The organism is Dyella sp. NPDC103356 (genome assembly GCF_055584465.1).
In genome coordinates, this window is record NZ_JBVJLZ010000006.1 from 333,675 (window position 1) to 349,196 (window position 15,522).

Sequence of the window (15,522 nt, forward strand, 5' to 3'; positions counted from 1 at the left end):
GGGCTCTTTCAACGCCCAGCCGCCGCAGTTTTCGCGTCAGCAGAGTCATTATCCGGCGTACCACCCAGATCGCCAATCAACGACACCGCGTCGAGCAAACGCTGCTGCTGCACGCTCAACGCCGACTGCTGCGTATTGAGATAAGTCGTCTGAGCCGTCGCCGCCGTGGTGTAGTCGACAGTGCCTGCCTGATATTCGTTGAACGCAATCTCCGAGCCGCGCTTCGCGTCGTTCACCGCCGCGTCCAGCACCTCGGCCTGCTGCGCAAGGATACGCAGACCGGACAGATCGTCCTCTACGTTCTGAAATGCCGTCAGCACCGTACCTCGATAATTGGCAACGGCTGCCTCGTAAGCTGCTTTGGCAGCGGCGACCTGCCCATGGCGAGCGCCACCATCAAACACGGTCTCGCTGACATCGGCACCCAGCGACCACACATGATTGGCGACATGCAGCAAGCCGGCCAGCGGCGATTGCGAAAAGCCGTCGGCGCCCGTCAATGACAGGTCCGGATAGTACGCGGCGATGGCGATACCGATCGCCGCATTCTGCGCGGCCATCTGGCGCTCGGCCACGGCGATATCCGGGCGGCGCTGCAGTAGCGTCGACGGTACGCCTGCAGGAATCGACGGCAAGGTCGGTATCGTCGCATCGTGCGGCAGATCCAGCTCTTCCGGATTCTTGCCGACCAATACGGCAATAGCATGAGCGTCTTTCGCACGCGACACGCCCAGCGCGATCAAACTCGACTGCGCGTTTTCCAGTTGCGTACGCGCGGCGATCACATCCGACGGCGGCGTAATACCCGCCGAGCCCTGGTTGGCCACGACACGCAGAAACTCCTTGTATGCGTCGACCGTCTTCTGCAGCAGATCGATATTGGCATCCGCCACGCGTAGGTCGATGACCGCGGTGGCCAATGCGGTTTGCTCCGACAGCGTCGCATTGGCCAAGGTCGCCTGGCTCGCTTCGGCGGTCGCCTTGTTCTCTTCGATCGTGCGGCGAACCTTGCCCCACAGATCGGGCGCCCAACTGACATTGCCCTCCAACGAACCGGAGTTCACCACGCCCCTGGAGGCTGTCGTGCTATTGCCGAAGTTGCTGCTCGCGCTGCGCTGCCGGGTTCCCGAGCCCGAAATGCCAATGGTGGGAAACAGGGAGCTGCGCGCGACCTGCACCTCGGCCAACGCCTCCTGGTAATTGGCGTAACTCTGGCGCACGGTCTGGTTGGACACCGAGACCATCGGTTCGAGACGGTCGAGCAACGGATCGTGGAAACCGGCCCACCAGTTGCCCTTGGGCGCATCGGCCGCCTCCGGGGAAGCCGCCTGCCAACCGGGCAGTTCTTTGTACGTAGCCGGCACACTTACCTGGGGACGCTGATAGTCGGGGCCGACCATGCAGCCGCCGAGCAGCAATGCCAGGGACACGGTTAAAGCGGTGCGGGAAGGTTTCATGTTCATGCGTTTGCATCCAATCTGTTCCACGGCAAGCTGGCCGACCATCTTGCGATCCGGGCGCGCAAGCGGTCCAGATAGAGATAGATCACCGGCGTCGTGTACAGGGTGAAGACTTGACTGAATATCAGGCCGCCCATGACGGTGATACCCAAGGGTTGGCGCAGCGATGCGCCTTGTCCGATACCGATCGCCAACGGCACCGCGCCGAGCACGGCCGCCGCGGTAGTCATCATGATGGGGCGAAGGCGTACCACCGCCGCGTCATGAATCGCCTGCCGCGGCTCCAGCCCTTCATCGCGCTGCAGATGAATGGCGACGTCGATCATCATGATCGCGTTTTTCTTGACGATACCGATCAACAGAATGATGCCGATCATGGCGATGACCGAAAACGGCGTACCGAAAATCAGCAGTGCCAAGGTCGCACCGATACCCGCCGACGGTAGCGTGGAAAGAATCGTGATCGGATGGATCGTGTTCTCGTAAAGCATGCCCAGCACGATATAGACGGCTGCGAGCGCTGCAAGAATCAGCAGCGGCATGGTCGACATCGACTGTCCATAAACCTGCGCGGCACCGGCAAAGCTGCCATGGATCGACGCGGGCAGGCCCAGGTCCTGCGACACCTGATCGATGGTCGCGGAGGCCTGGCTCAACGAGCCACCCGGCGGCAGATTGAACGAGATCGTGGCAGCGACCAGACCATCCTGGTGGCTGACCTGGGTGGCGGTGTGGTTGCTGACATAGCTTGCCAGCGCCGGGAACGGCACCAGCGTTTCGGCCGCCGTGCTGTCCGCACTGCCGCTGGAACTGCCGCCTTTGGCATTGGAGATGGCATTGGTCAGCTGGTTTGCTTCCGCATCGGCGTTACGCGCGTTGGTCGAGGTCGACGCACCTTGCGTACCGCTCACCACTGAAGGCGCGGTCACCCCCTTCACCAAGGCGCTGGACATCTGCGTCTGCTGGGTTCCGCTCGCATTGCCCGCCGCGGTACTGAAGCGCATACGATCGAGCATCTGCGGGTACTGCCAATACTTGGGCGCAACTTCCATCACCACGTAGTACTGGTTGAGCTGGTTGTAGACCGTCGACACGGTGCGCTGGCCAAAGGCATCGTAAAGCACGCTGTCGATCTGGTTGGGTGCAAAGCCGTAACGCGCCGCCGCGGCGCGATCGATATTGATGTAGATCTGCAGACCGTTCTGCTGCAGATCCGAATTGACGTCCTGCATCTGGCCGCGTTGCTTGCCGAGCGCAGCGACGAGCTTGGGCACCCAGGTAAACAACGCGGTCGGGTCGTCACTGGTCAAGGTGTATTGGTACTCGGCGGCCGACGAACGGCCACCAATACGCAGATCCTGCGCCGCCTGCAGGAACAATCGCGCGCCCGACACACCGCCAAGCTTGGGCCTGAGACGGTCGACTACCTGCGCCGCGGAGATATGGCGTTCGGCCAACGGTTTCAGTTCGATAAACACATTGGCTGAATTGAGCGCCCGACCACCGGTAAATCCGGCCACCGAAGCCACCGCCGGGTCCTTTTGCACGATCGCCTGCAACTGCGCGAGCTTCTGTTCCATCGACTGAAACGAGATGCTCTGATCGGCAATGATCTGGCCTTGCAGGATGCCGTTGTCCTGCTCGGGGAAAAAGGTCGACGGCACCAGCTTGATCAGCAGGACATTGGCAACAATCAAGCCGACGAGCAGCAACCCGACCAGCAGAGCATGATCGAGCACGCTATCGAGCGAGCGGGAATACGCGTTCTTGAAGCGCTCGAACTGCCGCTCGTACCAGACCGCCCAGCGGGATTCGGAATGCAGCGAGTTCTTGTGGTTGAGCACATACGCCGCCATCGTCGGCGTGACGGTCAGCGAGATCACCAGCGAGAACAGGATCGCGATCGACAACGTCACCGCAAACTCGTGAAACAGCAGGCCGACGACGCCGGGCATCAGCAGAATCGGCAGAAACACGGCGATCAGCGAAAGGCTCATCGAGATCACAGTGAAACTGACCTCGGCGCTACCTACCAGGGCCGCTTCGCGCACGTCCATGCCCTTCTCGACATGTCGCACGATATTTTCAAGCACCACCACCGCATCGTCGACCACGAAGCCGGTGCCGATGGTCAAGGCCATCAGCGAGAGATTGTCCAGGCTGTAACCGAGCAGGTACATCGGACCGAAGGTACCGACGATCGACAAGGGCAACGCAACGGCCGGTACAAGAATCGCCCGGGGCGATTGCAGGAACACGAAGACCACGCCGATCACCAGCAGCACGGCGATAAACAAAGTGCGTTCGGTGTCGTTCACCGCCGCATTGACCGACTGGGAGCGGTCGAGCGCCACGCCGATATGGATGCTGCTGGGCAAGGTCGCCTCGATCGACGGCAGTACTTTGCGTATCTGCGCCACCGTCTTGACGATATTGCCGCCCGGCAGCGGATAGACGATGACCAGCACCGCGTCCTTGCCGTTGTACAAACCCGCATTGCGGATGTTCTCCGCCGAGTCCTGCACATCGGCAACGTCACGCAGGAATACCGGCGCGTTGTTTCGATAGGCCACGACCAGGTCGCGATAAGGCGCGGCCTTGTTGATCTGGTCGTTGGAGGTCACCTCGTAACGCTGGTCGCCCTGGTCGATATGTCCCTTGGCGCTATTGGCATTGGCCGAGCTGATCGCGGCACGCACATCTTCCAGGCCGATGCCATAGCTGTTGAGCTGATCGGGCTGCAACTCCACGCGCACCGACGGCAGGGCACTGCCACCGAGCGTGATCTGCCCTACCCCATTGACCTGCGAAAGCTGCTGCTGGATGACCGAGTTCGCCGAATCGTAAAGCTGCGCGCGCGTCAATGTCGGCGAGGTGAGCGCCAACACCATGATCGGCGAGTCGGCTGGGTTGAATTCGCGATACGTCGGGTTGTTGCGCAAGGTGGACGGCAGATCCGCGCGCGCGGCCTGGATCGCCGCCTGCACGTCACGGGCCGCACCGTTGATGTCGCGGCTCAAACCAAACTGGATAACGATCTGCGCCGAACCGACGGAGCTGGTGGAGGTCAGCTCCGACACATCGGCAATCGCGCCCAGGCGCCGTTCGAGCGGCGCGGCTACCGTGGACGCCATGATGTCCGGACTTGCGCCGGCCATGCTCGCCTGCACCACGATCACCGGGAAGGTGATGTTCGGCAGCGGTGCGACCGGCAACTTGAAATACGCCAGCAAGCCGGACAACAGGATCGCGACCGCCAGCAAGGTAGTCGCGACCGGTCGCCGGATAAATAGCCCGGGGATACTCACGGCACGTGCTCGATAGCCGGATCGGCGCGCTTGCGTCCAAAACGCTGCGCGAGCCGATCGAAGAACAGATAGATCACCGGTGTGGTGAACAGCGTCAGCACCTGGCTAAGCGCCAGACCGCCGATGATGGCCAGGCCCAACGGCCGGCGCAACTCCGAGCCGGTACCGGTGCCCAGCAGCATCGGCAAGGCGCCGAGCATCGCCGCCAGCGTGGTCATCAGGATCGGGCGGAAACGCAGCAACGAGGCTTCGAAGACCGCCTCCTCCGGCGGCTTGCCATGCTCTCGTTCGGCTTCGAGCGCGAAGTCCACGATCATGATCGCGTTCTTCTTGACGATACCGATCAGCAGCACGATACCGATAATGCCAATCACATCCAGGTCGCTACCGGCGACCATCAGTGCCAGCAAGGCACCGATACCGGCCGAGGGCAAGGTCGACAGAATGGTGATCGGATGGATAAAGCTTTCGTACAGCACGCCGAGCACGATATAGACCGCGATCAGTGCGGCGATCAGCAGGTATACCTCGCTGGACAACGAATCCTGGAAGGCCTGCGCCGCACCCTGGAACGACGAGGTAATCGACGAAGGCAGATGTATCGCCTGCTCCGCCTGGTTCACTTCTTCGACAGCCTTGCTGAGCGAAGCGCCCTTGGCCAGGTTGAAGGAAATCGTGATCGCGGGGAACTGCGCCAGGTGGCTGATCACCAGGGGCGACTTGGTAATCGATATCTTGGCGATGCCTTTCAACGGCACCTGGCCGCTGCTGCCGGTCTGGCTGGGCAGATAGATATCGCCCAGCGATTCCAGCGTGGGCAGGCTTTCGGGCTTGGCGACCAGGATCACGCGGTACTGGCTGGACTGCTCGAAGATCGTCGATACGATGCGCTGCCCCAGGGCATCGTAGAGCGCGTTGTCGATGGTGGCCGCGGTAATGCCATAGCGTGCGGCGAGCTGGCGATTCACCTCGACGTTGACGCTCAGGCCGTCGTTGTTCAGATCGCTGGTGACATCGGTGATCGAGGAGATCTTCTTCATCCGCTCGAGCAAGGCCGGCACGTATTGCATGAACGCCTGCTGCGACGGCCCTCTCAGAACGAACTGGTACTGGTTCGGCGATACGGTGGTATCGAGCGTGAGATCCTGTTCGGGCTGCAGGTACAGCTTGATGCCGGGAACATCCGCCACTTCCTTCTGCAGATTTCTGGCAACCTCCGCGGCGGTCAATGAGCGATCGTCGCGCTCCTTCAGGTTGATCAGGAAGCGGCCGTTATTGAGCGTCGTATTGGTCCCGTCGATACCCACATACGAGGTCAGGCCGGTGACATTCGAATCCTTGAGAATGGCCTCGGCCAAGGCGGATTGACGCTCCACCATCGCCTTGTACGATACCGAGTTGTCGGCCACGCTGATGCCCTGGATCACGCCCACATCCTGGGTCGGAAACAAGCCCTTGGGGATCGTGATGTAAAGAATCACGGTCAGGGCTACCGTGCCAAGGAAAACCAGCAGGGTCAGCGTCTGCCGCGCCATCACGAAGCGCAACCCACGCTCGTAGGCTGCCAGGGTCTTGTCGAACAAGCCCTCGCTGATCCGCTCGAAACGACTCGGATGCCGATCGGCCTGCGCACGCAGAAGACGCGCGCAAAGCATGGGCACCAGGGTCAGCGAGACCACGCCGGAGAGCACGATGGTAACGGCGAGCGTCACGGCGAATTCGCTGAACAGACGACCGATCACGCCGCCCATGAAAAGCAGCGGGATCAGTACCGCGATCAGCGATACGGTCAGCGATACGATGGTAAAGCCGATCTGTCCCGCACCTTCAAGCGCCGCTTCCAGCGGTGTCTTGCCCTCTTCCAGATAACGCACGATGTTTTCGATCATCACGATCGAATCGTCGACCACGAAGCCCGTGGCGATGATCAGCGCCATCAGCGAAAGGTTGTCGATCGAGTAACCCAGCTGGTACATCACCGCCAGGGTGCCGACCAAGGACACCGGCACGGAAATGCTCGGGATGATCGTTGCCGGCAAATTGCGCAGGAATACAAAGATCACCAGCACGACCAGCACGATGGCCAGACCCAGTTCGAACGCCGCATCCGATACCGACGAGCGGATGACGCCGGTGCTATCGGAGACGATCTCGACCTTCATGCCAGCCGGCAGCGTGGATTCCAGTTGCGGCAGTTTCTGCTTGATCTGATCGACCGTGGCGATCACGTTCGCGCCGGGTTGGCGCTGCACATTAAGCACGATCGCCTGGGTGCCGTTGTACCAGGCACCCTGCTCGGTGTTCTGCGCCGATTGCGTGACCCGCGCCACGTCGCGCAGATACACCGGCGCGCCGTTTTGATAGGACACCACCGTATTGAGGTAATCCTGCGGATTCTGGATCTGGTCGTTGCCGTTGATGGTGTAATCGAGCTTGGGTCCGTCGAAATTGCCCTTGGGCTGGCTGACGTTGACGTTCGCGATCAGCGAACGCAGGTCGTCGATGCTCAGTCCGTAACCGGCAAGCTTCTGCGGATCCGCCTCGACGCGTATCGCCGGCACGTTGCCGCCAGCAGGAATGACCAGGCCGACACCCGGCACTTCGGCGATCTTCGAGCCAAGGCGATTATTGGCAACGTCCTGCAATTGCGGCAGCGACATCGACTTGGAGGTTACCGCCAGCGTCAGGATGGGTTGATCGGCCGGATTGATCTTGGCGTAGGTCGGCGGCGCTGGCAGGCCGGTGGGTAGCAGGCTATTGGCTGCGTTGATCGCTTCCTGGACGTTCTGCTGGGCAACGTCGAGGTTGAGCGAGAGGTCGAACTGCAAGGTAATGACCGATGCCCCGGCGGAGCTGTTCGAGGTCATCTGCTGCAAGCCGGGTATTTCGCCCAGCTGCACTTCCAGCGGCGCTGTCACGGTGGTGGCCATCACCGAAGGGCTGGCACCAGGGTAGAAGGTCTGCACCTGGATGGTCGGGTAGTCGACCGCAGGCAACGACGACACCGGCAGGAAGCGCACGGCGACGAGGCCGACCAGCACCAGCGCAATCATCAGCAACGCCGTCGCCACCGGCCTGAGTACGAACAAGCGGGAGATGTTCATCGGAGTGGTATCCGCCGCTTACGAAGCTGACGTAGCGGTGGCGTTACCGCGCTTGTGCGCATGCATCTGCGTTGGGCCTTGTGCCGATGAGGCAGATGCCGGAGCACTGCCCGCACCGGCCGGCCTCGTACCGGCAAGCTTGATCTTGGCGCCGTCGCTCAAGCGGTCCATGCCGTCGGTAACGACGGTCTGTCCGACGGCGAGACCGGATGCAATGACCGTGTTCTTGCCGTCGCTGGGACCGAGCGTCACCTTGTGTACGGAGACCGTCTGATCGTCATTGACCAGATAGACGTAATCGCCGGGTGCACCACTCTGCACGGCAGGTGTGGGCACCAGCACGGCTTTCTGCAGTGTGTCGACCAGCAGGGTCACGTTGACGAATTCGTTCGGAAACAGCGCCTCGTCGTCATTGGGGAACGTGGCGCGCAACGTCACCGTGCCGGTGGCGGTGGCCATCTGGTTACCGAGCGCATACAAGGTACCGGTGGCGATCTGTTTGCTGTTGTCGCTGCTGAAAGCGGTAACCGCCAGCTTGGCGCCCGAACCGAAGCGCTGCAGCACCTTGTTCAATGCGTTCTGCGGCACCGTGAACTGCACCGTCGTCGGCTTGATGGTGGTGATGGTCACGATGCCCGGTGAACTCGACTGCGTGACGTAATTGCCCGGATCGACCAGGCGCAGGCCCACACGCCCGGCCACTGGCGCGGTGATGTGGCAATAGGCAAGGTCCAGATCGAACTGCGCGATGTTGGCCTTATCGGATTTCACCGCTGCCTCGTCCTGCTGGACGGTGAACTTCTGGTCCACATAGGTCTGTTCGGCGATCGATTTCTGCTGGTTCAACTGCGTGAAGCGGGCCAGGTCGGAACGTGCCTGGGCGAGGCTTGCCTCGTCCTTGGCCAATTGAGCCTGGGCCTGCTGCTTGCTGATTTCGTATTGCCGCGGATCGATCTGGGCCAGGAACTGGCCTTTCTCCACGTCCTGGCCTTCCTGATAGCCCACCGCCGTCAGGTAGCCGCTCAGCTGCGGCAGGACGTTGACGGTGGCCGTCGGCGTCACGGTACCCAGGGCATTGAGAATTTCAGGCATCTCGCCCTGCGTTGCCTTGGCCGCACTGACCACCTGCGGAGGTGTACCGGCCCTGGTCTTCTTGGCGCCCATAAGATGAACCACGATCAGGGCGATCACGGCAACGACGACAATCACAACAACGACGAACAGCCCGCGCCTCTTGCGAACGGGGCGAGCTGATTGGGAAACGCCACTCATAAACCATCTCCTGATGGACGCGTCTCGCTACGACGGCACGACCACTTGTGAAAGCAATGCTTCCCTGGGGAAAGAAACATCGTCAGCAAAATTGCCAAAGTGGATTTAACGGCTCATCGACTCACGCGGTTGACGCAAGAGCATGCGATCTCGTCACCTTGAGTCCTGCCCTGGTGGTGACTGAGCAGCTGGGGTTGGGAGGCCCTGACCCGAACCATGGCTTAACGCCTGCCCAAACTGGCTAGCGTGGCAATGTCCTTTTACGGCGCGGCCATCGGCACACTATATGGACGCATGCTGTCAATTCCTGGTGATGGGGCCCGGGCTATATTGCGGCGGGGCATACGCCCCATTTCCCCACACCCACCGGAAATCTCCATGAGCACCGAACTCAGTCGCGCAGATGCCAAAGCCTATGCGTGCAGCTACATCCTGGGAAACTTGCTGCAGCATCTGAATGGGCAACATCCAGGGCTGATCCATACGTTGATCGCTGGCGTCGAGGGCGATCTCGCTGCCATCCAGTCGCAGGAAAGCAAAGACATCCCCGGCCCGGTCCCCGCCATCTTTCAAGAGGCGCTGGCAATCCTGCGCAAGGCCAACGGCAACGAAAACAGCGGGGGCGCCATGTCGGGTTGACCCATCAACGCGAGTCGACCCGATGCATCACGCTATCGTCCTGTAGAAACTGCAACACCACGCGCCTTTGAGAACGCAATTCCCCAGCCGTCGTCGTCCGGACCTTGAGCGACCTGGCCATCGCTTCACGCGTCACGGCAGTCGGCGTCCTGCGGCGGGTCAAACTGCCGTAACGCAGGCGGTTATAGCCGGACCATAGCAGCGTAATGACAGCACACACCGCGGCGATAAACAGAATGCTGACAAGATCGTGCCAACCCTTGCCGTGCTCGCGCACGACCAGCTCGATATAGCCGTTGCGCAACCCCGCCGACCAGGCGACCAGCGTAATCATCGGCAACCACAGCACACCCCAGACAAGCCAGGCCACAAACGTAATCAATGCGAAGAACGCATTGCGTGCGTGGCGTGGCCGGGTCTGCCGCTGGATCAGGATCGCTTCGGCTCTCATCGCACACCCCGGTCCGGACTGACCCAGACAGCTCGCGTGCCCTTGCGCTTGAGCAGCGCCTTGGGCAGCGCGACCACGGTGGTTGCCGCGCTGATGATCCAATAGGCCAGCGGGTACCAGATCATCCAGTAGTAGTTGCGCCCGACGCGCGCTTCGTAACGACGATCGATCAGGCTGCTGATGGCGAACTGGATCAGGCAGACGATACCCAGCATCACGCCATGCCATTGCGGGAAGAGCGTCGCGACGTAAAGGTAGGGCGGCATGGGAATGAACAAACCAAGCATCCACAGCGCAACGATGCCAAGCATCGAATAGGCCCACAGCACGCTCAGCAGGTACTCCATGGCGACGAACCACTTTCTGCGCTTGCGCCAGCTAAGCAGATCGCCGGCATAACGCAGGATCACCTCCACCCCTCCCTGTGCCCAGCGCAAACGCTGCTTCCACAGCCCACGCAAGGTTTCGGGCATGAGGATCCAGCAGATCGCGTTGGGTTCGTAGCGGATATCCCATGAACGCATCTGCAAGCGCCAACTGATGTCGATATCTTCAGTCACCATGTCGGTGCTCCAGTAACCGACATCGTGCAGCGCACTCTTTCGAAAGCAGGCAATCACGCCCGATACCGTGAAGACGCGTCCGTATACCCGCTGCGCACGCTTGATCAGACCAATGATCGACGAGAACTCGCCAACCTGCAGTTTGCCCAGCAACGTGGACCGGTTGCGAATACGCGGGTTGCCCGTCACTGAACCCACGCGCGGAGAGCTGATCATATGCCGCATCAGCCAATGCGTGGCGTAGTCATCCAACAACGCATCGCCGTCGATGCAAACAAGAAACTCGCCCTTGGCGGCCATCGCAGCCATGCGCAGCCCCATCGCCTTGCCCTGATTGCTCGCGAAGTGAATGACACGAAGACGTGGAAATTCGCTCAGCAACGCATCAAGCTGCGCACCGGTGTCGTCGCTGGAGCCGTCGTTGACCGCGATGATTTCAAAATGCGGATACTTTTGCGCATCGAGTTGCGAAATGGTCTCCCTGACCTGCTCGCCTTCGTTGTGGCAGGGCACGATCAGCGTGACGAAGGGATAATCGCCAAGCTCCGGCGGCTTGACCCGTTGCGGCGATTTGCGTTCCCAACGGAAGTAATACACCAGGCTCCCGCTGATCCAGGCGAACGACATGATCAGCGGATAGTAGAACGCAAAATCGAATAGCCATGCGACGATGTCACGCATGAAACGTCCTCATGGTTCCGGGTAGGGGTACGTGGCTGCCGAGATATACGGCCGAATCGCTTCCAGTGCGGGACGATCGATCACGAAGTCATCGGGGTAATACGCGATATGTCGCGCTCCTTTGGCGAGCAGCAGACGCATGCGCGCGCCCATGGTTTTCTCGGGCACAGGTTTTCCGCTGCGCCAGTCGACCGCGGCCAGCTCGAAGACAGTGCGCTCCATCGCGCCGGGCTGCGCCGCCACGGCGGTGGCGAGTCGTTCGAACCATGCGTCGCTCGCGCGCTCCTGGTCCAGCTGAGGCATGGCCATCAGGCCGGTGTAGTCATAGGCGGCGTTGAACGCCGCCAGGTTCTGCGCAAACCATGCCTCCGAGCGCGGATCGAGCACAGGCCGCGCATACAGGTTTCGCGCGGTGAGCGCCTGCGGATGCCACTGGCGAACGCGACGGGTCAGCTCATCGGTGAAGGCGATCAGATACTGCGTGCGCTGGCCTGGCGTGCTGCCGGCCCACGGACCCAACGCGTCCGTATCCCGGATATAGGCATCGTCCGAAAACAGAATGCCGTCCAGCGGCGCCTGCATCGCCAGATCCTCGTAGACATCGCCGATCGTTTCGCGAACGCGCGCGTCCCACGGCGCCAGCCGATAATGATCCTTGTCCTTGCTGCCATGGCCGAGCGTGGGCAACGCCGCTGCGTCGGGAAAGTGAAAGGCCAATACCGGCATCCACGCATACACCTGAACCTCGGCGCGCGTATGCAACTGCCACGACACGCGCGAGAACAGGTCCGCGCGCATCGGCAGATGCCGATTAGGAAAATACACCGCATCGGCCACCCCATCCCCATCGGGGTCGGCATAGGCTTGCAACCAGACCTGGGTGGGGCGCAGGCGTTTGATGCGCTCCAACAACGCGGAGAGATTCTTCTCCTGTTGCTGCGAATCCTTGTCGTAGACGTAGTCGAGATCGACTTGCACGATACGCTGGGCTTCGCGCTGCCTGCGTTGGTAGATCAGTGCCGCCAATCCGTCCGTGCCGATGTTGTCGGCCACCAGCAAGCGCGCAATGGTGCCGTCGGCAATCGGTCGATCTGTCGCCAGGCTCAGCGAAACATCCAGGCCGACGGCTTTGGCTTGCGCCACCGCAATCTGGCTATAGGCGCCGTAGGGCCACACGATGGCACGCGGCCGTCGGCCGGTCTCATGCTCTATTTCATCCGCGCTTCGTTGCAGATCGTCATGAATACGCACGCGGTACGCTGCCACATCGGCATAGTGTTGCCGCGCAGGATCGTAGCCAAGGCTGACCACGGCCGGCATCTGGTTGTCCTGTGGGTTGGCATCGATCCCGTGGTGAAGATCGTAGGTGTGCGAGGCCAGCTCCACCAGGCCGGACGACTGCATCTCACGCACCTGCGCCCAACTGACAAAACATTCATGCCCGCAAAGCGTGCCGTTGTAGTCGAAGCGCTGGCCCTCGGGCAAATCCATCCAGGAGCCTTCGAGCGCGAAAAGCGCCGGATAGCCATAGGCCTGCAATAGCGGATACACATGCGTGTAGAAGCTGACCAGCCCGTCGTCAAAGGTCAGCAGCACCGCCTTGGCGGGCAACGCACGCCTTCCCTGCCGGGCGGCGACCACATCGTCCAGACTGACCATATGAAAGCCGTTGGCGCGCAGCCAGTCGAAATGCGCAATCAGATGATCCGTACTGATCGCAGTGCTGTCCTTGGGTCCGGCGTCGCGAATGTCGTCACGCACGTCGTGATAGTTGAGAACAATCACGTCGGATGCAGCGTTCTGGACTGGCACAACCGCAGCCGGAGTCCCCGCATCGGCCAGCGTCGCCAGGAACCATAATGAAATCGCTACGAAAGCGAATATCGCAATCCGGTGCACGCGTCATTCTCCCCAATGCATTTTCAAATCGAGCGTGACACGCGTTTCGCGCCTGCCCGCATACGGTTGGCTCGCCCATCCGAGGCTCCATCCATAAGTGCGCCCGCCTCGCGGCGTAAACACCTGTCCGTACTGGATGCTTGCCATCCAGCCGCTTTGATAAGAGCGCTCTTGATAGGTACCTACTGCAACATCGATCTGTTGCCGCCATTGCGTTTCGTAGTGCTGGTACAGGGCGCTTTTCAGCCGGCCAGAAAGCGTGGCCCAACGCGCACGCGAAGGGCTGTAGTACGGCACCGAGCTGAGGTCGTTGCGGGTTTGCCCGAGCTCCAGCCCGCCATCTAGCGTAAAGAAGGCTGCCGTATGCAGCCGTTGTTGCAAGTCGACCTGCCAATCGGTGCGCCGGTTATGGTCAGTGAAGCGGCTGCGTGTCGCATCGATGCCGACCGAGGTCAGCTCGCTGGCGCGCCAATGCACATCCGCATTCCACGTCGTTGCCGTGACGCCGTAATAACCGGCCTGGAGCGGTACCGTCGTGTCACCCTTATTGCTCCATGCCAGGCCAAACAACCAGTAGTCGTTGGCGTTCCAGCGAACACCGCTTTCCCATGCCGTCCCATGCGCCTGCCCGGCCACGCCCGGCAGCAGCTGCATATAGGCCTCCAGGTCGCGCATATAAAAACGTGCGCCGAGCCCGGCACGGTCGCGTTGTGCATGCCCTTCTTCGAGCGAAGCATCGGCCAGCTGGGCGAGCGCGTAGACGCGCCAGTGATCGTCGAACAAGGGACTCTGCAGGGTCGCCTGCGTCTCGTGGTCGTCATTGCCGAAACGGGTCGCGCCGCCCTGCCCGCGCTCGTGTTCGAGGTCGAACTGCCAGCCGCGCTGACGATCCCATTCGCGGCGCGTTTCGATCACCTGCTGATCGCGCGGCATGACTTCCTCGACATCACGCAAGGCAGGTTCGACCGGCGCAAAGTCGCCGATATCGCGCCAGGCATCGATGGCTCCAAGCCGTGTGCCCATGTCTTCCGGGTCGAGACCGGCGGCGATCGTATCGGCATCCTCCGATCTATGCGGCCAACCGCGCGCACGCTGCACCTTGGCCCATTCGCGCCAGTAAGTGGCATTGGCCGGAGCGCGCGATACCAGTCCCTCCACGCGCTGCGATGCGTCCGCCAGCAGCTCCAGATAAAGCCGTGCCTGGGCAGCACTCAGTTCCGCCTCACTGCGGTGCGGATTGGGAACCGGCTTGGACGATCCCGGCGAAGGCAGCCACGCGGGTTGGCTGTTCGACATCGTGTCGATCAGGGCGAGCGCGTCCTTGGGCCGCCCCGCCTCCAGATAGGCGTGCATCAATCCGATCCTCGGATCGGTTTCCGACTCCGCATAGACGCCCGGACGGTTGTGTATGGCTTGTTCGAACAGCGGTATGGCCGCTTCGGGACGGCGTACGTCCAGCAACGCGTTAGCCACGGCTGTCTGCGCATACCCGGGAACCGCTTGACCGGATTGACGCATGCGGTCGAACTCGTGCGCGGCATCGGTGTTTCGTTGTGCCTGCGCATAGGCCATCAGGCGATCGGCTGCCAATCGCTCATCCAGCCCCGAAACACGCGAGTCATAGTGTTCCGCTGTCAGTTGCAGACTCTGTACGGCACGATCGGCTTCGACATAAGGGCGGCGGGGATTTTCGTTAACCCAGGCGGCCCATGTGGTCTGATGTGCTGCGGCATTTGCTTCCAGACGCGCCATCTCGTCGGGTGCAAGCGCCGGATCCAGCGAACGAGCGAGTTGCAGGGCCTGCGTCGCGGCGCCCAGCTCCGACAACAGACGCACACGCAGCAGCTTCGCCGCCGGATCGTCCGGCCAGCGCTGCAGGACGGCCTGGCATGCAGACAGTGCTTCGATGCGGCGCCCTTGCGTTTGCAGTTCGCGAGCATGAGCGAGCAGGGCGTCGCGCGAGGTCGGCGCAACGACGGCGGCTGCATCTGCGGCTCGGCAGAATGTACTGCTACCAAACACCACGGCAATGGATACGGCCAGGCCCAAGCGACAGACGATCGGTTTAGAACGTGGTGCAACAACGGTCATGCGAGTACGACGTCCATGGCTAAGGTTCTGCGGCATGGCCGCAGATGTTTTCAC

The 15,522-nt window shown here is 61.5% G+C and carries 9 protein-coding genes; 1 reads left to right on the forward strand and 8 read right to left on the reverse strand.

What is annotated here, in order from left to right; genetic code table 11:
- Positions 1–8 precede the first annotated feature (8 nt).
- Genes ACZ6WW_RS16080 through ACZ6WW_RS16095 form a run of 4 tightly spaced genes read right to left on the reverse strand, consistent with a single transcriptional unit; the run spans position 9 to position 9,144 of the window.
- Entirely contained in the window at positions 9–1,463 is a 1,455-nt protein-coding gene (locus tag ACZ6WW_RS16080; protein ID WP_465275090.1) for an efflux transporter outer membrane subunit, read from the reverse strand.
- Positions 1,460–4,768: an efflux RND transporter permease subunit gene (locus tag ACZ6WW_RS16085; protein ID WP_465275091.1), complete on the reverse strand. Its 3,309-nt coding sequence runs from the start codon at positions 4,766–4,768 to the stop codon at positions 1,460–1,462. Before ACZ6WW_RS16085 ends, ACZ6WW_RS16080 begins: the two co-directional genes overlap by 4 nt.
- On the reverse strand, positions 4,765–7,872 hold the full coding sequence (locus tag ACZ6WW_RS16090; RefSeq protein ID WP_465275092.1) for an efflux RND transporter permease subunit: 3,108 nt from the start codon (positions 7,870–7,872) through the stop codon (positions 4,765–4,767). Before ACZ6WW_RS16090 ends, ACZ6WW_RS16085 begins: the two co-directional genes overlap by 4 nt.
- 18 nt (positions 7,873–7,890) lie before the next feature.
- Positions 7,891–9,144, reverse strand: a complete 1,254-nt coding sequence (locus ACZ6WW_RS16095; protein ID WP_465275093.1) for an efflux RND transporter periplasmic adaptor subunit — start codon at positions 9,142–9,144, stop codon at positions 7,891–7,893.
- A gap of 378 nt (positions 9,145–9,522) precedes the next feature.
- Between ACZ6WW_RS16095 and ACZ6WW_RS16100 the strand changes: the two genes are divergently transcribed.
- Positions 9,523–9,783 carry a hypothetical protein gene (locus tag ACZ6WW_RS16100; protein ID WP_281849197.1) on the forward strand — a complete coding sequence of 87 codons (261 nt, stop codon included), beginning with the start codon at positions 9,523–9,525 and terminating at the stop codon, positions 9,781–9,783.
- Between the two features lie 4 nt (positions 9,784–9,787).
- Here ACZ6WW_RS16100 and pgaD read toward each other — a convergent pair whose 3' ends face one another.
- The 4 genes from pgaD to pgaA are packed head-to-tail and all read right to left on the reverse strand — an operon-like array spanning position 9,788 to position 15,468.
- Complete coding sequence (gene pgaD / locus ACZ6WW_RS16105; RefSeq protein WP_465275094.1) at positions 9,788–10,234, reverse strand: poly-beta-1,6-N-acetyl-D-glucosamine biosynthesis protein PgaD; 447 nt, start codon at positions 10,232–10,234, stop codon at positions 9,788–9,790.
- The gene (pgaC, locus tag ACZ6WW_RS16110; protein WP_465275095.1) at positions 10,231–11,478 is read right to left on the reverse strand and encodes a poly-beta-1,6-N-acetyl-D-glucosamine synthase; all 1,248 of its coding nucleotides are present in this window, start codon (positions 11,476–11,478) and stop codon (positions 10,231–10,233) included. The genes pgaD and pgaC overlap by 4 nt, the downstream gene beginning before the upstream one ends.
- Before the next feature lie 9 nt (positions 11,479–11,487).
- Positions 11,488–13,377 (reverse strand): poly-beta-1,6-N-acetyl-D-glucosamine N-deacetylase PgaB, encoded by a 1,890-nt coding sequence (gene pgaB / locus ACZ6WW_RS16115; protein WP_465275096.1) that lies wholly within the window; start codon positions 13,375–13,377, stop codon positions 11,488–11,490.
- A gap of 3 nt (positions 13,378–13,380) precedes the next feature.
- Complete coding sequence (gene pgaA, locus ACZ6WW_RS16120; protein ID WP_465275097.1) at positions 13,381–15,468, reverse strand: poly-beta-1,6 N-acetyl-D-glucosamine export porin PgaA; 2,088 nt, start codon at positions 15,466–15,468, stop codon at positions 13,381–13,383.
- Positions 15,469–15,522 lie beyond the last annotated feature (54 nt).